Consider the following 17,777-nt stretch of genomic DNA (forward strand, 5'->3'; position numbering starts at 1 on the left):
CGACGTCCCTCAAAGTCAGATCGAATTACGTGCGGCAAGCTTACCGGTGAGCGGAGAGCGGCACGACATTGTTGGGCTGCTTGGCGCTGGTCGACAGGAAGCGCTTGATGTTGCGCGCCGCCTGCCGGATCCTGTGCTCGTTCTCGACCAGAGCGACGCGCACGAATTCGTCGCCATGCTCGCCGAAGCCAACACCGGGCGCCACGGCCACGTCGGCATGTTCGATGAGCAGCTTGGAGAATTCGAGCGAGCCGAGATGTCGGAACGGCTCCGGGATTGGCGCCCAGGCGAACATCGATGCCGCCGGTGCCGGAATGGTCCAGCCAGCGCGGCCGAAGGCATCGACCATCACATCGCGGCGCTTGTGGTAGATGTCGCGCACTTCGGCGATGTCGGCGCCGTCGCCATTGAGCGCATGTGCCGCCGCCACCTGGATCGGCGTGAAGGCGCCGTAATCGAGGTAGGATTTCACCCGCGTCAGCGCCGAGATCAGCCGCTCGTTGCCGACGGCAAAGCCCATCCGCCAACCGGGCATGGAGAAGGTCTTCGACATGGAGGTGAATTCGACGCAAACGTCGATCGCGCCAGGCACCTGCAGCACCGAAGGCGGCGGATTGCCGTCGAAATAGATCTCCGAATAGGCAAGGTCGGACAGGATGATGATGTCGTTCTTCTTGGCGAAGGCGACCACATCCTTGTAGAAATCGAGCGAGGCGACCAGCGCCGTCGGGTTCGACGGATAGTTGAGGATCAGCGCCAGCGGCTTCGGGATCGAATGTTTGACTCCGCGCTCGAGCGCCGGGATGAAGCCGTCGTCCGGCTCCACCTGCAGCGAGCGGATGACGCCACCCGACATGATGAAGCCGAAGGCATGGATCGGATAGGTCGGGTTAGGGCACAGGATCACGTCGCCGGGCGCCGTGATCGCCTGCGCCATATTGGCGAAGCCTTCCTTCGAGCCAAGCGTGGCCACCACTTGCGTGTCGGGATTGAGCTTCACGCCGAAGCGCCTGCCATAGTAGGCGGCTTGGGCGCGACGCAGGCCCGGAATGCCGCGCGACGAGGAATAGCGATGCGTGCGCGGGTCGCGCACGACCTCGCACAATTTGTCGACGATAGCCTTGGGCGTCGGCAGGTCCGGATTGCCCATGCCGAGGTCGATGATGTCGGCGCCACGCGATCGGGCGCTGGCCTTGAGCCGGTTGACCTGCTCGAACACGTAAGGCGGAAGCCGGCGAACCTTGTGAAATTCTTCCATGGCAGTTCCAGACAGCGAAGGGGGTGTTGGGCGCGCGCTATATACTTATTTGCAGGTAGGGTCGAGGGCGGGGTCGCATTTGGCTTCGATCTGCTTCAGCGTTTCGTCGCCATGCTTCTTGGCCAGATCCGTCAGCGCCGCCTGGTTGGCGACCTTCGGGCCGCCGCCCTTTGCCGCCTGCGCATTCTCATCCGCCTTCAATTGCGCGAGCTTGGCGTTCTTCTCGGCTTCGGTGAACTGAGGCGCCGCCACTTGCGGCTTGATGTTCAGGTTCGGAAAGGTGCCGGTATCCTTCGGCCCCGTACCCGCAGCGACAGGCGTCGGGCCATTCGTGTTGGTGCTCGAGCACCCGGCAATCCCGATGAGGACGATCGCCGCGCCGATGCGGCAAAAATGTCCAGCACCGAAAAAAACAGTTTCGCCAATATTAATCGTCATATTGTTTCCTTGGCAGCCGAGGTAGAGCGAGATTGGCCCGGTCGGATGTCCCATGTTAATATGTCAAGAAAAGGCCTCGGGAGGAACCCCGCCAACCATGTCCAAAACACCCGATTCGGGCAAAGCGGAAGATGACGAGCCTTCGACCGTCGAGCAATATCTGGTGAAGGACCCGGAACGCTTCGCCCTGAACATGGCGCGCATGATCGAGCAGGCCGGCAAGGCCGCTTCCGCCTGGGCCGAGCCGCGCGAAAAAGGCGACGTGCGCGACCATGTCGCTGAGCCCGTTGTCGATATGGTGAAGACCTTTTCCAAGCTCAGCGAATACTGGCTTGCCGATCCGCAGCGCGCGCTGGAAGCGCAGACGCGGCTGTTCTCCGGCTATATGACGGTCTGGGCCAACGCCATTCAGCGCACCAGCAACGCCGCGCAAGACACCGAAGACGCGGTCAAGCCGGAGCGCGGCGACAAGCGGTTCCTCGACCCGGAATGGGGCCGCAACGCCTTCTTCGATTTCCTCAAGCAGGCCTATCTCGTCACCTCGCGCTGGGCGGCCGATCTGGTCGAGCACGCCGAAGGCCTTGACGAGCACACCCGCCACAAGGCCGGCTTTTACGTCAAGCAGGTGTCCAACGCCATCTCGCCGTCGAATTTCATCCTGACCAATCCGGAACTGTTCCGTGAAACCGTCGCGTCGAACGGCGAAAACCTGGTGCGCGGCATGAAGATGCTGGCCGAGGACATCGCCGCCGGCAAGGGCGACCTGAAGCTGCGGCAGGCCGACTACTCGCCCTTCGAGATCGGCAGGAACATCGCCACCACTCCTGGCAAGGTGGTCGGCCGCAGCGACGTCGCCGAAATCATCCAGTACGACCCGGCGACCGAGACGGTGCTCAAGCGGCCCTTGCTGATCTGCCCGCCATGGATCAACAAATTCTACATCCTCGATTTGAACCCGCAGAAATCCTTCATTCGCTGGGCGGTTGAACAGGGCCACACCGTGTTCGTCATCTCCTGGATCAATCCGGACGAGCGCCACGGCACCAAGAGTTGGGAAGCCTATATCCGCGAGGGTCTGCAATACGGCCTCGACACCGTCGAGAAAGCCACCGGCGAACGCGACGTCAACGCGATCGGCTATTGCGTTGGCGGCACGCTTCTGGCGGCGGCACTGGCGCTGATGGCGCAAGAGGGCGACGACCGCATAAAATCGGCTACCTTCTTCACCACGCAGGTCGACTTCACCTATGCAGGCGACCTGAAAGTGTTCGTCGACGAAGAACAGGTCGCCGCTGTGGAAAAGTCGATGAGCGAAAAGGGCTATCTCGACGGCACCAAGATGGCGACCGCCTTCAACATGCTGCGCTCAGGCGACCTGATCTGGCCCTATGTCGTCAACAACTACATGCGCGGCAAGGATCCCCTGCCCTTCGACCTGCTCTACTGGAATGCAGATTCCACCCGCATGGCGGCGGCCAATCACTCTTTCTACCTGCGCAACTGCTATCTCGAGAACAACCTTTCGCAAGGCACGATGGAACTGGCGGGCCACACGGTCTCGCTTGGGGACATCACCATCCCGGTCTACAACCTCGCCTCCAAGGAAGATCACATCGCGCCGGCGCTTTCGGTGTTCCTCGGTTCGAAATATTTCGGCGGCACGGTCGAGTATGTGATGGCCGGGTCGGGCCATATCGCAGGGGTCGTCAATCCGCCGGCATCCAACAAATACCAGTACTGGACCGGGGGTACGCCGACGGGCGACTTCAGCCAGTGGATAGCCAATGCCACCGACCATCCAGGATCCTGGTGGCCGCACTGGCAAGACTGGATAGAGGCCAAGGACAACACCCGCGTGCCTGCCCGCAAACCGGGCAAGCATATGAAAACCTTGGGTGATGCTCCCGGCACCTATGTGAAAGTACGTGTGTAACGGACTGTAATGTGTGGTGAGTTGACGGACCGCCAAAAGCGGGCGAAATGGTGTCGTCAACCATCAAGCGGCCGTAATTCGGCAATCACCGCAAAAATACTTCCAGGCTTGCGGATTTGACACAGGTCTCGTTTCCGGATCGGAGACAAAGGTCACCCTGGCATCGACGCATGCGTGTGGCGCCAAGGATATACCGACCGGACATCGAGGGGGAATTTGACTTTGAAATCAGCAGGATGGAGCCTCGCAAAGGGAGAACGCCGCGCCATTGTGGCAGCGCTCTGCTCCTTGCTTCTGGCCTCCTGCACTTCGGCTGGCGACCCGACAATGTCGGTCGGAATGCCCGGTTACAATGCCACCGCATCGGATATGAATGCCGCCTCAAGTGGCAAGTCGGCCGCTGTCGCCGATTCGTCCGAGATCACGACCGAGCAGTCGACCGTGATGACGAGCGATACGGCGCTGCCTGAAAAAGTCGCCTACGTGCCTATGTCCAAACCGGGAGCTGCCTTTCCGCTGACCACGCCGGCGGGCGCCGAAACCATCGTTGGAAACACGCCGCAATCGCTGACGCAGCAGGCACAGACCGCGCAGCAAACCGACGCGGTCGCCCAGCAGATTGCCGCGGTCGACGGCGACGTGGCGGCGCCGAAGCCCGCTGCCGCTCCGGCCATGAACAACCCGGTCTATGTGACGGCTGGCGAGATGCCGCAGGCCGAAGCACCAAAGAAGAAAGGCTTCCTCGCCTCGATGTTTGGCGCAACGCCAGCCTCGGCGACACCATCCCCCATCATCAGCAACGCCCGGACGGGCGAGCAGCCCCCGGCGCAGGCAAAAGCGGCGCCAGCAGCGGCAAAGCCGATCATCACGCTGGCCTCGGCCAATTCCACGGCCAAGCCGGTGCAACTGGCTTCGCTCGGTGGCGATAGCGGTCACATCACCGGCAGCGATGCCCTGCCCGGCGTGCGCCAGACGGCCCTGTTCGAGATCAAGCGCAAGTCCGGCCTGGACGACGAAAGCGACGTCGACCTCAACGAGGATGAGGGGCCAATCGGCGGCTCCTATCAGGTTGCGTCAGCCGCCGGCATGGCCCGGTTGGCGCCCAACGGGCTGCTCAAGCAGAACGAAAGCGTCGATGTGGCCTGCCTGAAGCCGTCGCTGGTGCGCGTGCTGAAGACGATCGAAGGCCACTACGGCCGCAAGATGACGGTGACGTCAGGCTATCGCGACCCGGCCCGCAACCGGCGCGCCAACGGCGCCAAGAATTCGCTGCACATGTATTGCGCCGCCGCCGATATCCAGGTTCCCGGCGTTTCGAAATGGGAACTGGCGAGCTACATCAGAAGCATGCCCGGCCGCGGCGGCGTCGGCACGTACTGCCACACAGAATCGGTTCACGTCGACGTCGGCCCCGAGCGCGACTGGAACTGGCGCTGCCGCCGGCGCAGCGGCGGTGACGGCTAGTCTAGCAGACGGTCTTAGGCCTATTAGCAGCCAAGATCGTACCGGTGACCATTCTGAGCATTCGGGATTAGCCGAAGCCTCCCACAAACTTCGTCATCCTAGGGCGAAGCAGGAGCGAAGCTCCGTCGCGAGACCCTGGGATCCATGCCGCGACGGCTGTCGAGGAATGCGACGGAGCAGAATTCTGCACCGTGGTGATGCGTTTGAGTCGCGGCATGAATCCCTTGGGTTGCGGAGCAGCTCCAGGGGTCTGCGCTGCGTCGCTGCGCTCCTTGCTCCGCCCGAGGATGACGAAACGATGGGTGTCGCCGCTAATTATCAAAGCCTGCCAACCCTCGGGAAATCGTTGATTTGGCTGGCCCGGAAAAAAGTTGTCCAAGGTGGCACCTGACGGGTTGCCGGTTGCGCACAACGCCAGTATAAGCCGCTTCGTCTGAGCGCGCCCATCGTCTAGCGGTTAGGACACCGCCCTTTCACGGCGGTAACAGGGGTTCGATTCCCCTTGGGCGTACCAGAAAAATAATGCGTTTAGCGCAAACCTCCCTCCCAATGTGGCCAATTTCGACTGGCTCCCTGCCGCGGTCTTCAACTGACGCGCAGCTTCCGCGATCACACCATAGGCTAACGCGGCCACACAGGTCATAATCCTGCTACAAAGTGGTCGATTCCTCAGGGATGTAGCCGCTCCAAGAGCCCGCCGCAGGTCGCCCCCGTGGCGGGCTTTTCATTGCACGGTCGAGTTGGGTTCTCGGGCACCGCGACAAATGAGAAAGCCCCGCAGTGGTAAGCCCGCATTTATTGCCTGGTTTCCCGGCTTTAAACAGCTGACTTCGCGGTGTACGGATTCGGGCGCAAAAGCCGGATACTACCTGATGAACGCGAGCCACCACGGTCAAAGAGTGGGTGTTGCAACCCCCTCAAGCGCAATGATCCTGGTGTTGGCGCAACGCTTCCGGATTTCAATAAGGCGGGCGTATTCCGGCGAATTGTACCAGCCCATCAACGACGTCATGTCGGGGAATTCGATAATAACCAAACGGTGTGGCTCCCAATCGCCCTCCAAAACCTTGGTCGCACCGCCACGACCTAGATATCTCCCACCATAACGCTCCTCGGTGGCTGGCACATCCCGCCGGTATTCCTCGAACGCGGCAGCGTCCTTTACGTCTACATCCGCGATCAGATAGGCGGCCATTTGCGCTTCCTCCTTCTCGACGGCGCCCGACCGTTACGGTCCGGTCCCGGGGGCGGGGCCTGTCGGTTAAGACGACTCTCTTCAGCGCTTCAACCGGCATCCGCCAACGCGAAGTCAAAAGCCTGTTATAATCCACGGATTGGCGTCGTATCCGAGGCGCGGCTCTGCCTTTGCGCCGCTATCTTCCGATTTGGCTGTTCCCGTGAAACCACAGTCCAGATTTGGAGCGGGCTTCTTGGCTGACGGGTTGGTGGAACATAAAGCGGCGGCGTCACTGACCGCCGCCTTCTTTTCCTTGGCAACAGCGATACCAGTCGCAGCGAAAACGACAGCCACGCAAAATACAGCCACTCTCATTGGAACCCCCATATTGCACCCGACAGATGGTCGGACATGACCTAGCGTCACCTTAATATTAGCACTACGAAATATATTATCTAGCCCCGTGCCATCAAAAGCAGGCTGATTGCCAAGCTTGCATCGTGACCGCCAAAACCGGTGCCGATCTGGACACCAGCCGGCATGAGTCGCATTCTGCTCGTGGAGAAGGACCTGGATCGACAAAACACAGGGGCTGATCAGGCCAACGCTGGCGGGACCGGGCCCTGCGCAGTCGCCGGAGGCGTCTGTCACACAACATTGTGTCGTGGGCGCTGATCCTCATGGCGATAACCATTCTCGGCGGTCTGATCGCGCTCAAGGCGTATCTGATCGCGCTCAAGGCGTACAAGTAAGCAGAGCCCCAGCGCGAGGCTATCAGGCCACAGCCTAGCCGCTGCCAAGCAGCGGCACCGTAACGGTTGTCGCGTAGTTGATCGGGAAGGAACTGAAGTAGGGAAAGTCGATGACGAAGGCATAGGCGGCGGTCAGATGCGCCATGCGGAAGCCGCCGCTCACGGGGTCGATGGCGATGGTGACGTTCACGTCCTTGAACCCCAAGGCCTGCAATTTCTGCGTGGCGATCGATTGAATGTCGGCCTGGGTCAGCGTGTTTTTAAGCTGCAGCGAGCGCGCTGACGTCTCCAGCGTATAGCGAACACTGGAGACCGAGTGCATCGACCAGCCAAAGGCGAAGATTCCGAACAGCAGCATGACAAGGAAGGGCGCGATCAGCGCGAACTCCAGCCCGGCCCCGCCCGATCGATCCCGCCGGAACGCGCTTACCCTAGCGGACACGGATCGTCTCCTGGTGACCGATGACGGTGGAAGTGGCAAAGGCGCCGAAGGCAATTGGCGGCACCCAGGTGCCCGATGCCTGTATCTGGACATAGACCGCTGGCACCTTCGGCCCACTGCACATGGTGGACGCGTCGACCACCGTCGCCCCGCACATACGGATGCGGCTTAGCGTGACCTGGCCGTCTTCCGGCCGATTTTCCCAGCTCGCAATGGCAAGGGCCTGGGTCGCCGCATCATCGGTCGATCCGCTCATGACCAGGTTCGCGGCGGTCTTCACACCGGCGCGCATCGACAGTGAACTCGTTACGTAGGACCAGCCGTCCAGAATGCCAAGCAGCACCAGGCACAGAATCGGCAGCACCATCGCGAACTCGACCGCCGCAACGCCCGAATCATCGCCAAGGATCGGTATCGATCGGTGACGCACGGCGCTACTCGGACAGTGCCACGGACCGCGCGGCTGGAATGTTGGGCACTCCGAGGCTCGAGCAATCCTGACTGATGGTTGAGTTACCGGACCATTGGATCGTGTTGGCGACGACCCTGGTGCAGCCGCCATTGCCCGAGAAATTGCCAAGATAGTTCACTTGCTGCTTAGGGAAATAGATGGCCCCGGTCAAAAGCGAGTCCGCGGTGCCGTTGAACGTGCTGGATGCGCTCATGCCGGTCCTGTCGCCGTAGAACAGAACGCCTGAATAGGTGCCCGAAGTCGCCGCGCTGAGCTTCACGGACGCATTGCCATTCATGCTGACCGTCGAACTGCCCGACATGAAGATGGTCACCCCGCTGCCGGTGATGGCTGCGTTGGCGTTTATCTTGAAACTGCCCTGGACGACATAGACGCCGGGCGAAAGCGTGACATTGCCCTTCAGGTTCATGCCGCTGCAATAGGTGCCTGGACCGAGCGTCGCCTTGTTGTCGTTCTGGCAGGGGGTTGCGGCCACTGGGGCCGGCAGGTCGACAAAGGGATCGCCGGCAGGCAGTGCCTGGGTGATCGGGGCCGCGCAGACGGTGGTGACGGGATTGCTGAGAGAGACCCCGCCCGCCGATATAAGACAATCGGCCTGCAGACCAGCCGAGCCCTGAAGCTTGATGGCGTCCGAAGCGATCGAATTGGACATGACCGAGCAGCCGTTGAGCTTAACGCTGGTGCTGCCGGAAAACAGCGCCGCCTGCGAAGCGGACGGATCGAGCGCGAGCATGCAGGCACTCGAGGCATCGGTAATAACGGCCACCGCCCTCGCCTGTTCGGGGACCTTGTCCTGCGTGAAGATCAGGGTGAACATCCGGTCGAGCTGCTGGCCGACGATCACCTCGACCGCTTTTTTCGCCGTATTCGGTCCGGACGCCGGCGGCGTATTGACGACGATCGTGCCCGAACCCAGTCCGTTCGACGCCGCGGACTGGGTCGCGGCCGCGACGATCGTCGGCTTGTCGGAACCCGAAATCTGTTCGAGCGCACCGGCATAGGCGGCTGCATCGGCCGTCGCCTGCAATCTCAGGCTGTTGTAGTACCAATAGGAGGTCTCGACGCCGAAGCCCGCAGCGCCGACAACGACCGGCAAGGTGAGGGCAAAAATGGTGGCGACATTTGCGCCCGTGCTCCGGCGCAGGGCGTCCATTACAAGCCGAACACGGGTGAAGCTACTCAAGGCCATGGATTAAATTAGAAAGCACGCATAAATGAACGAATGGCTAAAAAGTTCGTTGCATTTTTGAGCAGTGGTCGATTGGCTTCAAAAAAAAGTGTTTCGCTGGCTGACCTACGCGCAAGCGCGTCGATGTCTCAGAGTGGGCCGCCCCTCAAGGCCGGCGGGAAATTGCCGGATTCGCAGCCGAGACCGCGCGAACAACGACCGGGTCTCCGAAAACCACACCGGAGCAAACGTATTTACAAATTATTGAAGCATGTATTGAGGCTGGAGGTTCAGGATTTGCTTCAAGCGGAAAGAATTGGCATCGACTCTGCGACCGTATCAGCCAACATCTCTCGCTGCACGGCCAGGAAAAACCTGCGCACTTCATCGCTGGCTGCCGTTCTGTCCCTGCCGGACCCGACGACGAGATCGAGCAACTCCGACGCCTTGGCTCTCCAGAACGAGGTGGCGGTCTCGCCATGCAGATTGCCGAGCTTCGCGGCAACCTCCCTGACCAAGAATACCTGACGGTCGATCGGGAATGCACGGACTTTTTCTGGGGACATCTTCCAAACCATGAGACTGACGCAACGAATCAACCATTGCCAACAAGCAAAGGCGTAGCCGGGAAGATGGAAACGGAAGCTTAACAGGGCCGGCCTTGGTGCGGTGCAGTCGTCGGGACGAAACGCGCGCAGCGGCGCGCTCACGACATTGCCGCGTGCGTTCAAACACGATCGCCGGTGTTTTGATCGGGCAACGAACAGGGCACAGCCCTCAGGCCTGGAGCGCCCTCGCCTCACCGCCGCGCTTGCGCGGCGTCATCATGTCCCTGGCCATCAGTCCACTGGCGCGGCAAAACGCCATGAACGCCCGGCAGGCATCCTCGGTCTTGACCACGTCCACCGTGGCGCCAAAGCAGGCGTTGAACGCTTTCTGATAGATCGGGCCCTGACGGCGCGCAGGCCAGTCCTGGAGAAAATCGAGCGCCTGTTCGACGCCATAGATTTCCTCGACTGGCAGACCGGGTCCAGGCGCTATGCGCACAGGCACCTCGAATTGCAGTCTATCCATTTCCTGTCTCCCGAACGGCATCGCCGAGGCAACGCCGTTCGTCGTCAAAAGTTGCTTTGACCGGCCTCTGGCCCAGAAATGTGTCGTCACTTGGGTCGCGGGCCGCCATGTCGCGCCAAACAAATCGCGCACCCGAGATCTGTCCTGGGGTGACATATGCTCACTGGTTCGCCGGATCCGTCTCCGCGTCGAAGGCCATGCGACTGGCGGTGATCAGTACAAATACCGTCGGCACGGCGAAGATGCCGCCGAGAACAAGGGCCGCCATCGCCGACAGGCCGAGCGTCTCGGCAACCGCCCAATAGACGGTTCCGATGCAGATGAGCGCCTGGACGCAGAGGAACGCGGCAGCCGAGGCCACGCGCGACAGGGTTTTGAAGGTCTTGATGCGTTGTTGCATTGAAAAAATCCGGAAATGACGCGCCGCGCGACCGCCGCGCGACCGACAGCCGCCGCACGATCACTACGCGAACAGGAATAGCGATGAGGTGGGGGTACGGCCCTGGGCCGCTCAGGCCGTGATGGTCGGGGGTGCGCGCGGCTGGTTGGTGCTCGCCCCGGGAACCGAGGCGGCCCCATATCCCGAAACCATCGCTCTTTGCGATGGCCGTTCGGCCCAAAGAAAAACAGCGTCGGGGACCGGAAGCGCGGGGTGGCCGCCGGCGAACTTGACCAGGACCGGACGGCCGGCACGAACCTCCAGCGCTTGCGCCTTGCCGGTGACACGCAGCAGCGCCGCCACTTCGCCCGACCGCTCGACACCGACGCTGACACCGCTTGGCGCAGACCCCGCAAAGCCTGACGCCACCGGCAGGCCGAAGCACAGCATCGCGAGCAGCACCATGCCCATCAGGCATGAGCACGCTGCCGTCAGCGGCGCTTCAGGCCATCCGGTTTGCCTGGCCGCCGCGAAGGGTCGCGATCTCGAAAACATCACCCGCCCTAACGCACCATGGCCAGAAAGGGAAGCAAACCGGGCAAAAACCGGCAAGACATCGCCCTTGCGAGGCAAATATCGGGAAGCGCGCGGCCGCATCAGACAGTTCTTCCTTGAACCTTTTGCCCTCAAGTGCCAAATCTGGGGAAATTTTCACGCTGGCTCTCCTGCAGAGCCCTACCCGCTACACGGACAAAATGGTCACCTATCTCGACGCTGCCACGGCCCCGCTCAGAAATACCGGCCAGATCCGCCTCTATGGCGAGGACGGCTTTGCCGGCATGCGCAAGGCATGCGATCTCACCGCACGCTGCCTCGACGAGCTGGTGCCGATGGTCCAGCCCGGCGTCACCACCGAAGCAATAGACCGCTTCGTCTTCGAATTCGGCATGGACCACGGCGCGCTGCCGGCGACGCTCAACTATCGCGGCTACACGAAATCGTCCTGCACCTCGATCAACCATGTCGTCTGCCATGGCATTCCCGACAACAAGCCGCTCAAGGATGGCGACATCGTCAACATCGACGTCACCTATATCCTCGACGGCTGGCACGGCGATTCTTCGCGCATGTATCCGGTCGGCACGATCAAGCGCGCCGCCGAGCGCCTGCTCGAAGTCACGCATGAATGCCTGATGCGCGGCATTGCAGCGGTCAGGCCGGGCGCCCGCACCGGCGCCATCGGCGCCGCCATCCAGACCTTTGCCGAAGGCGAGCGCTGCTCGGTGGTGCGCGACTTCTGCGGCCACGGCGTCGGCCAGTTGTTCCATGACGCGCCGAACATCCTGCATTACGGCAGCGCCAATGAAGGCGTCGAGATGCGGCCAGGCATGATCTTCACCATCGAGCCGATGATCAATCTGGGCAGGCCGCACGTGAAGGTTCTGTCGGACGGCTGGACTGCGGTGACGCGCGACCGCTCGCTGTCGGCGCAGTACGAGCACACGATCGGCGTGACCGACACAGGGTGCGAGATTTTCACGCTGTCGCCCAAAAAGCTCGATCGCCCCGGCCTGCCGGCTTAGAGCGCGTCTACCCGGTAGGAGGCCGTCTATGCCGACTGCACGCCAGCGGCATTCGGCAGGTCGATGGTGACGACCAGTCCGCTGGGCTGGTTGTCCTGCAATTCGATCCTGCCGCCGTGGCCTTGGACGATGTCGGCAACGATCGAGAGGCCCAGACCGAAGCCATGCTTCGATGCAATGCCGCGCGACGCATCTTCCTTGAAGAATGGTTCGAAAACACGGGCGCGTGCCGTCATCGGAATACCCGGCCCGTCGTCCCCTACCGTGATGCGCGCCGCCGTGCCGGTCGCCGTCAAGGCGACCGTAACGTTGCCAGCGAATTTGACCCCGTTGTCGCAGAGATTGGCGATCGCACGCGCCAATGCATTGGGCTTGCACCAGCCCAGGAGCCGGTCCGGCCCGGAATATGAGACAGGAAATCCGACATCGGAGAATTCGGCGCAGACGGTTTGCAGAACGCTGGCAATGTCGGCGCGCTGCAGCTTCTCCGTCGAAACATCGTTGCGCAGATAGGTCAGGGTCTCGTCGATCAAGATTTCGATGTGCTGGACATCGGACAGGATTGCGGTTCGGATGGGGCCATCATCCATACGCTCGGCGCGAAGCCGCAGCCGCGTCAACGGCGTGCGCAGATCATGACTGACGCTGCGCAACATGCGCGTGCGGTTTTCGATCATCGTGCGGATGCGCGTCCTCATCCTGTTCAGGGCGCGCGCCAATCCCACCATTTCAATGGAGCCGTGTTCGACGAAGAGCTGGTCGCCATTCTCGATCTCGGCGGAACCGACTGCTGCCGAGATGCGCTTCAATGGATCCGTCACGGCCCAAACCGCAAACAGCCAGATCAGCACGGGCAAGGCGACGAAAGCCATGAACCTGTAGAACGAGGCACGGACGAGGCCTGATGTCAGCCAGGAATCGGGCATGCCAAAATGGGCCAGGACGTCCTGCTGGTCCAAGTCGATGACAAACGCGTATCGGCCGCCGATCCTTAGCCAGCGTCCATCAACCGTCCCCCTGTCGATACGCAAAAGCCATTCGACACTTCGCCATTGCAGATAGGACTGGGGAATGCCGGCTATCTGGTCCTTAGGCAATATCTCGAAATCAAAGCCGGCCCGCTTTGCTGTCGCCAGAATTGCGCTACGCGCCTCCGCCGGCGTTTCTTGCAACAAGGCAGCAACAACGCCTGCACGCCTTGCGTTATCTTCCGCGGCGGGAAGGTCGACGTTCTCTATGAAACTCTCAACGACCGAGCCGACGAACATGATCACGATCACCGCGATGAAAATGATCGCCACAAACTGCCCACGCACGGACTGCGGCAGGAAACGGCGGAGGATACCACTCATGCTTCCTCCACCGTCGCGGTGAAGATGTAGCCACCCAACCGAACGGTCCTCAAAAGCACCGGATCGCGCGCATCCTTTTCGATCTTCCTGCGGATTCGACTGATATGGACATCGACGCTACGCTCGATCGGCCCCGCGAGCCCGGCATGGGTTACGCCCAGAAGTTCCTCGCGAGAGAGAACCCGGCCCGCATTGCGACAAAAGGCAAGCAACAGGTCGAATTCATGTGTCGTGGTCGTAACCCGCGCATTGTTGGGGTCATGCAATTGCCGGCGTATTGGATCGAGGCGCCAGCCGTTGAAACGGAGCACCTTCGACCAGTCCCGCTCGTCTGGAGCATAGGCTGTACGGCGCAGCAGCGCCCGTATCCTGGCCGTCAGTTCGCGCGCGCTGAACGGTTTCGTCACATAGTCGTCGGCGCCGATTTCCAGCCCGAAGATGCGGTCGATTTCCTCGCCGAGCGCGGTCAGCATCAGGATCGGAATGTTGGTTCCGGCCCGAAGACGGCGGCAGATGTTGAGACCGTTTTCGCCCGGCAGCATGACATCGAGCACGATGAGATCGAATTTCTGGTTGCGAAGCGCGGCGTTCATCTGGACGCCGCTCTCGGCAATTTCCACGATCATGCCGTTGTCGGTGAGCGTCTCGCCCAGCATGCGCGCGATCTCAAGATCGTCTTCGACAATGAGGATGCGCGAACCTTGCCATGCCGACCTGGATTCGGCGCTCAAATCGCTTTGGTGCCGTTGCTGTGCCATTCCGGAGTTTGTCTAGCCTGCATTTGGTGCCTGGGTAGGCGTCAGAACCGATATCCGACGAGAAGCATCCCTGAAGGCTGGATCTTTTCGACGACAACAGGGCTGTCGGCAGCGTCACCCAAGAGAACACCGGCCCCCGCTTCGCCGCGCACCATCCAGCTCTCGTCGAGCATATATGTGGCGGAAATCGAAAAATCGGCGCGCTTCAAACCGGCACCGGCATCATAGCGCGCCAGCCCCGAGCGAGCCGATTGTTCGGGCGTGACACCAAAATAGGCCTGCATGTAATTTTCGTCGGCGAAGACGGCGGACGCGCTGGCGCCGATCATCAACGATTGAGACAGAGGCCGGGTCACCTCGATCCCCACCCTGCCCTCAAGGCCATCGCTGCCGCCGATGGTCTTGTCGAGTTGCGCGAATATTTCGGCCGGACCGAACTTCGCCGCTGCCTTCACGCCGACCGTCGCGCCCATGTCGACGTCCCCCAAGCCGCGCAGATGGTCGGAGTCGTCTTCCTTGCGGCCCATCTCGTAGCCAAGCCGAGCGCTGAACGCGAACGGTCCTTGTTCATAGACGGCGATGTTGGCACCTGTCGGGTCGATCGTCACCGTGTCGAGGAATGTCGCCGTGACGAAAGGCACCGGCATGATCTTGAACTCATTGCTGCCTTCGTATTTGGGGACGATGATGGCGCCGCCGCCGACCACGACATGCCAGTCGGACAGTTTCCGTTCGATGCGCCCGAAACGGGAAGGCTCGGGCGGCGGGGTGAAATCGTCGGTATCGACGGCAATGGCGTCGGCCGCGAGTGCGCCCTCCGAATGGGCTGAAAGCAGGATTGCCATGGCCGCAAGAGATGCCCGGCGGGCAAACAGTCCAGAGTCAATTTTGGTGAACATGCGTGCTCCAGTATAGCGAGGCAACGAGCCTCCGATGGCGCCAACATGTCAGGTGAAAGTGGCCGCATGCGTTAAGTGATGTTAAGTTTTGTTGCGCAATCGTGGTTTCATCTTGCCGTATGAGAAAGCCATAGCCACGATCTGCCGTGGGGCGTCTCGCGATCGGGGAACAGAACTGTTTCAATCCCGGCCAGAACAGTTCTAATGTCTGCGCTGGAGCAATGTGGGCGGTGTATGGGGAACACAAACGACGACGACGAGCGGAGTTTCTTCTCCGAAGCGCCGATGCGGCCTGCGGCGAAAGCCAAGGCTACGCTCGACGAAAAGCCGCATTACCTCGGTCACCGCGACCGACTGCGCGAGCGTTTTGCCCTGGCGGGTCCGGACGCCCTGCCCGATTACGAACTTCTGGAACTTCTGCTTTTTCGCCTGATCCCTCGTGCCGACACCAAACCGGCGGCCAAGGCGCTGCTGGCGCGCTTCGGCACGCTGGCCGAAGTGCTCGGGGCGCCGGTTGGCCTCTTGCAGGAAATCAAGGGCATTGGCCCTGCGGTGGCGCTCGATCTCAAGATCGTCGCGGCAACCGCGCAGCGCATGGCGCGCGGAGAGGTGCAGGGTCGCGAAGTCCTCTCGTCCTGGACACAGCTTCTTGCCTATTGCCGGTCGGTCATGGCCTTCGAGGCGCGCGAGCAGTTCCGCATCCTGTTCCTCGACAAGAAGAACGCGCTGATCGCCGACGAGGTTCAGCAGACAGGCACCGTCGACCATACGCCCGTCTATCCGCGCGAGGTGGTCAGGCGCGCCCTCGAACTCTCGGCCACCGCCATCATCCTGGTCCACAATCACCCGTCGGGCGACCCGACGCCGTCGCGCGCCGACATCGAGATGACGAAGCTGATTATCGAGACGGCAAAACCGCTTGGCATTGCCGTCCACGACCACATCATCATCGGCAGGAAAGGCCACTCCAGCATGAAGGGCCTGCTGCTGATCTGAAGCTTGATGCTACCTGCCTGGCCTGCCATGCGCATTTGGCGCGACGCTCAACGCCGATCGCGCCGGCAAATGCAGGGACCGGCGCTCAGCTGGGGCGCTGGCGCCGAGACCCGGCAAAAGGCTCGGGCGTGGCGGATTTCCGTTCCCAGCACCTTCAGGCATTCACGGATGAACGCCGCAAGCGCCGTCCAACCTTTGGCCGACACCATCGTCCCGTCCACATAGCCATCGGTGGGAGATAGATCGATGTAGGTGCCGCCAGCAAGCGTCACCTCCGGCTCGCAAGCCGCGAGCGCCGCCACCTTCTTGCCGCGGACGACGCCGTCGACCGCAATCAGAATCTGGACGCCATGGCAGATCGTGAAGATCGGCTTTTTCGCTTCGTGAAAATGACGCACCATCGCCTGCACGCGCTTGTCGGTGCGGATATATTCGGGGCCACGACCGCTGGCGCAGTAGACAGCATCGTACTGGCTCAACTGCTTCTCGGCGTCGGAAAAGGTCTTGTTGATCAGCGCGTTGTGACCGGGCTTTTCGGTGTAGGTCTGATCGCATCCGCCGCTGCTTCCCCGGTAACTAGGCCTGCAGCTCTGTCATATGGTGGTGTCGGTTTTCAGTACCCGCGAAATCGCCGCACTGACCGATATGCGGCGCAAAGCTGGCGCCGGTTGGTTACTGCTTCGGTGAGACGCCGATGAGCGAACTGACCTTGCTCGCCGGCTTGACAAGCGCGTGCTGCACGTGAACATCCGCATCGGCATCGGAGTGGACACAGACAAAACACTGGAAGGACATTGGTCGGAGTCCCCGGTGAAGCGCGAACGTTTTCGCAATATCCAGGCCGAGTCTGCTCAAGCTGAGGCATCCAGCCGGTCGCGAAAGCTGCGGGGCTTGCTAGAGAGCTATGCAAATAGCGCGGGCTGGCGCTTGCAGTCTTAGTTCAATACTTACGCACCGCTGCTCCTAGCTAGCTGCAGCCAAAGGCAATCGGGGCATGTTGCACGATTGCCACATAACTGCAAAATCCAACAATTTTTATTGGCGATGGCTGGTGATGTGCCTGTCACTAGATTTAATGCGAATCGCTCTCGGAGGGGTGGCCGATGCAGTTTTATTTGATTTATTCGTGGTTACTGCGCGCGTCTCGGTCATGCTTCACTGTTCCATTGTGCGTTCTGGCATTCGCAGCGGCCGCGGCTAACCCGGCTTTTGCACAAACGATCTCGGTCGGCGACGTTGCCATTGTCGAGGGCGATGCGGGGACCACGTCAGCCCAGTTTGCGGTGACACTGAGCAGCGCGAGCGCTAACTCTATCAGCGTGCAGGTGGGGACGGCCGACGGTACAGCGACTGCAGGTTCCGATTATGTGGCTCAGTCTGTGGGCCTTACGTTTCTGCCTGGTGCCACGACGGCGACAATCAATGTCCCGGTAAATGGCGACACGATTTCCGAGCCGGATGAGACGTTTACGCTCAACCTGAGCAACCCGGTCAATGTCACCATCGCCGATGGTCAGGGGGTTGGCACGATCCTCAACGACGATGCCGCTCCGCCAACGATCTCGGTCGGCGACGTTGCCATTGTCGAGGGCGATGCGGGGACCACGTCAGCCCAGTTTGCGGTGACACTGA

At 61.2% G+C, this 17,777-nt stretch carries 19 protein-coding genes, 1 tRNA gene and 1 pseudogene; 6 read left to right on the top strand and 15 right to left on the bottom strand.

Features of this window, described 5'->3' with window-relative positions; genetic code table 11:
- Positions 1 to 40 precede the first annotated feature (40 nt).
- The gene (locus tag AC0L24_RS10560) at positions 41 to 1,258 is read right to left on the bottom strand and encodes an LL-diaminopimelate aminotransferase (RefSeq protein ID WP_023810473.1); all 1,218 of its coding nucleotides are present in this window, start codon (positions 1,256 to 1,258) and stop codon (positions 41 to 43) included.
- Between the two features lie 45 nt (positions 1,259 to 1,303).
- Positions 1,304 to 1,750, bottom strand: coding sequence for a hypothetical protein (locus AC0L24_RS10565; protein WP_236382797.1), 447 nt, complete (start codon positions 1,748 to 1,750; stop codon positions 1,304 to 1,306).
- 43 nt (positions 1,751 to 1,793) lie between these two features.
- On the opposite strand from AC0L24_RS10565, the gene phaC reads away from it, so the two are divergent.
- From phaC to AC0L24_RS10580, 3 genes are all read left to right on the top strand, one after another.
- A complete protein-coding gene (phaC, locus tag AC0L24_RS10570; protein WP_127396079.1) occupies positions 1,794 to 3,629 on the top strand; it encodes a class I poly(R)-hydroxyalkanoic acid synthase in 1,836 nt (611 codons plus the stop codon).
- A gap of 216 nt (positions 3,630 to 3,845) precedes the next feature.
- The gene (locus AC0L24_RS10575) at positions 3,846 to 5,093 is read left to right on the top strand and encodes a YcbK family protein (RefSeq protein ID WP_127396080.1); all 1,248 of its coding nucleotides are present in this window, start codon (positions 3,846 to 3,848) and stop codon (positions 5,091 to 5,093) included.
- A gap of 439 nt (positions 5,094 to 5,532) precedes the next feature.
- Positions 5,533 to 5,607, top strand: a tRNA-Glu gene (locus tag AC0L24_RS10580).
- A gap of 378 nt (positions 5,608 to 5,985) precedes the next feature.
- Here the strand turns inward: AC0L24_RS10580 and AC0L24_RS10585 are convergent.
- The 9 genes from AC0L24_RS10585 to AC0L24_RS10625 form a co-directional block, all read right to left on the bottom strand.
- Entirely contained in the window at positions 5,986 to 6,288 is a 303-nt protein-coding gene (locus AC0L24_RS10585; protein WP_127327465.1) for a DUF1330 domain-containing protein, read from the bottom strand.
- 114 nt (positions 6,289 to 6,402) lie between these two features.
- Positions 6,403 to 6,645: a hypothetical protein gene (locus AC0L24_RS10590; RefSeq protein ID WP_127396081.1), complete on the bottom strand. Its 243-nt coding sequence runs from the start codon at positions 6,643 to 6,645 to the stop codon at positions 6,403 to 6,405.
- 411 nt (positions 6,646 to 7,056) lie between these two features.
- Positions 7,057 to 7,464: a TadE/TadG family type IV pilus assembly protein gene (locus AC0L24_RS10595; RefSeq protein WP_127270088.1), complete on the bottom strand. Its 408-nt coding sequence runs from the start codon at positions 7,462 to 7,464 to the stop codon at positions 7,057 to 7,059.
- Positions 7,454 to 7,894 carry a TadE/TadG family type IV pilus assembly protein gene (locus tag AC0L24_RS10600; RefSeq protein WP_245466311.1) on the bottom strand — a complete coding sequence of 147 codons (441 nt, stop codon included), beginning with the start codon at positions 7,892 to 7,894 and terminating at the stop codon, positions 7,454 to 7,456. Before AC0L24_RS10600 ends, AC0L24_RS10595 begins: the two co-directional genes overlap by 11 nt.
- A gap of 4 nt (positions 7,895 to 7,898) precedes the next feature.
- Complete coding sequence (locus AC0L24_RS10605; RefSeq protein WP_164873857.1) at positions 7,899 to 9,125, bottom strand: pilus assembly protein TadG-related protein; 1,227 nt, start codon at positions 9,123 to 9,125, stop codon at positions 7,899 to 7,901.
- A 281-nt stretch (positions 9,126 to 9,406) separates the two neighbouring features.
- Positions 9,407 to 9,835 (bottom strand): DUF6074 family protein, encoded by a 429-nt coding sequence (locus tag AC0L24_RS10610; protein ID WP_245481740.1) that lies wholly within the window; start codon positions 9,833 to 9,835, stop codon positions 9,407 to 9,409.
- Positions 9,836 to 9,881: 46 nt separating this feature from the next.
- Positions 9,882 to 10,178, bottom strand: a complete 297-nt coding sequence (locus AC0L24_RS10615; protein WP_127271426.1) for a DUF982 domain-containing protein — start codon at positions 10,176 to 10,178, stop codon at positions 9,882 to 9,884.
- 160 nt (positions 10,179 to 10,338) lie between these two features.
- Positions 10,339 to 10,578, bottom strand: coding sequence for a hypothetical protein (locus tag AC0L24_RS10620; protein WP_127396082.1), 240 nt, complete (start codon positions 10,576 to 10,578; stop codon positions 10,339 to 10,341).
- 111 nt (positions 10,579 to 10,689) lie between these two features.
- On the bottom strand, positions 10,690 to 11,112 hold the full coding sequence (locus AC0L24_RS10625; protein ID WP_127272230.1) for a hypothetical protein: 423 nt from the start codon (positions 11,110 to 11,112) through the stop codon (positions 10,690 to 10,692).
- A gap of 200 nt (positions 11,113 to 11,312) precedes the next feature.
- On the opposite strand from AC0L24_RS10625, the gene map reads away from it, so the two are divergent.
- Complete coding sequence (gene map, locus AC0L24_RS10630; RefSeq protein ID WP_013532002.1) at positions 11,313 to 12,140, top strand: type I methionyl aminopeptidase; 828 nt, start codon at positions 11,313 to 11,315, stop codon at positions 12,138 to 12,140.
- A 26-nt stretch (positions 12,141 to 12,166) separates the two neighbouring features.
- On the opposite strand, the gene AC0L24_RS10635 is transcribed toward map, so the two are convergent.
- The 3 genes from AC0L24_RS10635 to AC0L24_RS10645 are packed head-to-tail and all read right to left on the bottom strand — an operon-like array spanning position 12,167 to position 15,149.
- Entirely contained in the window at positions 12,167 to 13,492 is a 1,326-nt protein-coding gene (locus AC0L24_RS10635) for a HAMP domain-containing sensor histidine kinase (RefSeq protein ID WP_127810576.1), read from the bottom strand.
- Positions 13,489 to 14,250: a response regulator gene (locus tag AC0L24_RS10640; RefSeq protein ID WP_164873858.1), complete on the bottom strand. Its 762-nt coding sequence runs from the start codon at positions 14,248 to 14,250 to the stop codon at positions 13,489 to 13,491. The genes AC0L24_RS10635 and AC0L24_RS10640 overlap by 4 nt, the downstream gene beginning before the upstream one ends.
- Before the next feature lie 41 nt (positions 14,251 to 14,291).
- On the bottom strand, positions 14,292 to 15,149 hold the full coding sequence (locus tag AC0L24_RS10645; protein WP_127396957.1) for a MipA/OmpV family protein: 858 nt from the start codon (positions 15,147 to 15,149) through the stop codon (positions 14,292 to 14,294).
- Between the two features lie 234 nt (positions 15,150 to 15,383).
- On the opposite strand from AC0L24_RS10645, the gene radC reads away from it, so the two are divergent.
- Positions 15,384 to 16,145, top strand: coding sequence for a RadC family protein (radC, locus tag AC0L24_RS10650; RefSeq protein ID WP_127810578.1), 762 nt, complete (start codon positions 15,384 to 15,386; stop codon positions 16,143 to 16,145).
- A gap of 47 nt (positions 16,146 to 16,192) precedes the next feature.
- Here radC and AC0L24_RS10655 read toward each other — a convergent pair.
- Positions 16,193 to 16,696, bottom strand: a pseudogene (locus AC0L24_RS10655) (DJ-1/PfpI family protein); the annotation flags it as partial.
- Positions 16,697 to 17,248: 552 nt separating this feature from the next.
- On the opposite strand from AC0L24_RS10655, the gene AC0L24_RS10660 reads away from it, so the two are divergent.
- The coding region (locus tag AC0L24_RS10660) for a Calx-beta domain-containing protein (protein WP_473563697.1) at positions 17,249 to 17,777 on the top strand (529 nt) is incomplete at its 3' end.

This window comes from Mesorhizobium sp. WSM4809 (genome assembly GCF_055811655.1).

Coding starts and splice junctions, on each gene's coding strand:
- AC0L24_RS10560 (WP_023810473.1), bottom strand. CDS start 1,258: ATGGAAGAATTTCACAAGGTTCGCCGGCTTCCGCCTTACGTGTTCGAG.
- AC0L24_RS10565 (WP_236382797.1), bottom strand. CDS start 1,750: ATGGGACATCCGACCGGGCCAATCTCGCTCTACCTCGGCTGCCAAGGA.
- phaC (WP_127396079.1), top strand. CDS start 1,794: ATGTCCAAAACACCCGATTCGGGCAAAGCGGAAGATGACGAGCCTTCG.
- AC0L24_RS10585 (WP_127327465.1), bottom strand. CDS start 6,288: ATGGCCGCCTATCTGATCGCGGATGTAGACGTAAAGGACGCTGCCGCG.
- AC0L24_RS10590 (WP_127396081.1), bottom strand. CDS start 6,645: ATGAGAGTGGCTGTATTTTGCGTGGCTGTCGTTTTCGCTGCGACTGGT.
- AC0L24_RS10605 (WP_164873857.1), bottom strand. CDS start 9,125: ATGGCCTTGAGTAGCTTCACCCGTGTTCGGCTTGTAATGGACGCCCTG.
- AC0L24_RS10615 (WP_127271426.1), bottom strand. CDS start 10,178: ATGGATAGACTGCAATTCGAGGTGCCTGTGCGCATAGCGCCTGGACCC.
- AC0L24_RS10620 (WP_127396082.1), bottom strand. CDS start 10,578: ATGCAACAACGCATCAAGACCTTCAAAACCCTGTCGCGCGTGGCCTCG.
- AC0L24_RS10625 (WP_127272230.1), bottom strand. CDS start 11,112: ATGTTTTCGAGATCGCGACCCTTCGCGGCGGCCAGGCAAACCGGATGG.
- map (WP_013532002.1), top strand. CDS start 11,313: ATGGTCACCTATCTCGACGCTGCCACGGCCCCGCTCAGAAATACCGGC.
- AC0L24_RS10635 (WP_127810576.1), bottom strand. CDS start 13,492: ATGAGTGGTATCCTCCGCCGTTTCCTGCCGCAGTCCGTGCGTGGGCAG.
- AC0L24_RS10640 (WP_164873858.1), bottom strand. CDS start 14,250: ATGGCACAGCAACGGCACCAAAGCGATTTGAGCGCCGAATCCAGGTCG.
- AC0L24_RS10645 (WP_127396957.1), bottom strand. CDS start 15,149: ATGTTCACCAAAATTGACTCTGGACTGTTTGCCCGCCGGGCATCTCTT.
- radC (WP_127810578.1), top strand. CDS start 15,384: ATGGGGAACACAAACGACGACGACGAGCGGAGTTTCTTCTCCGAAGCG.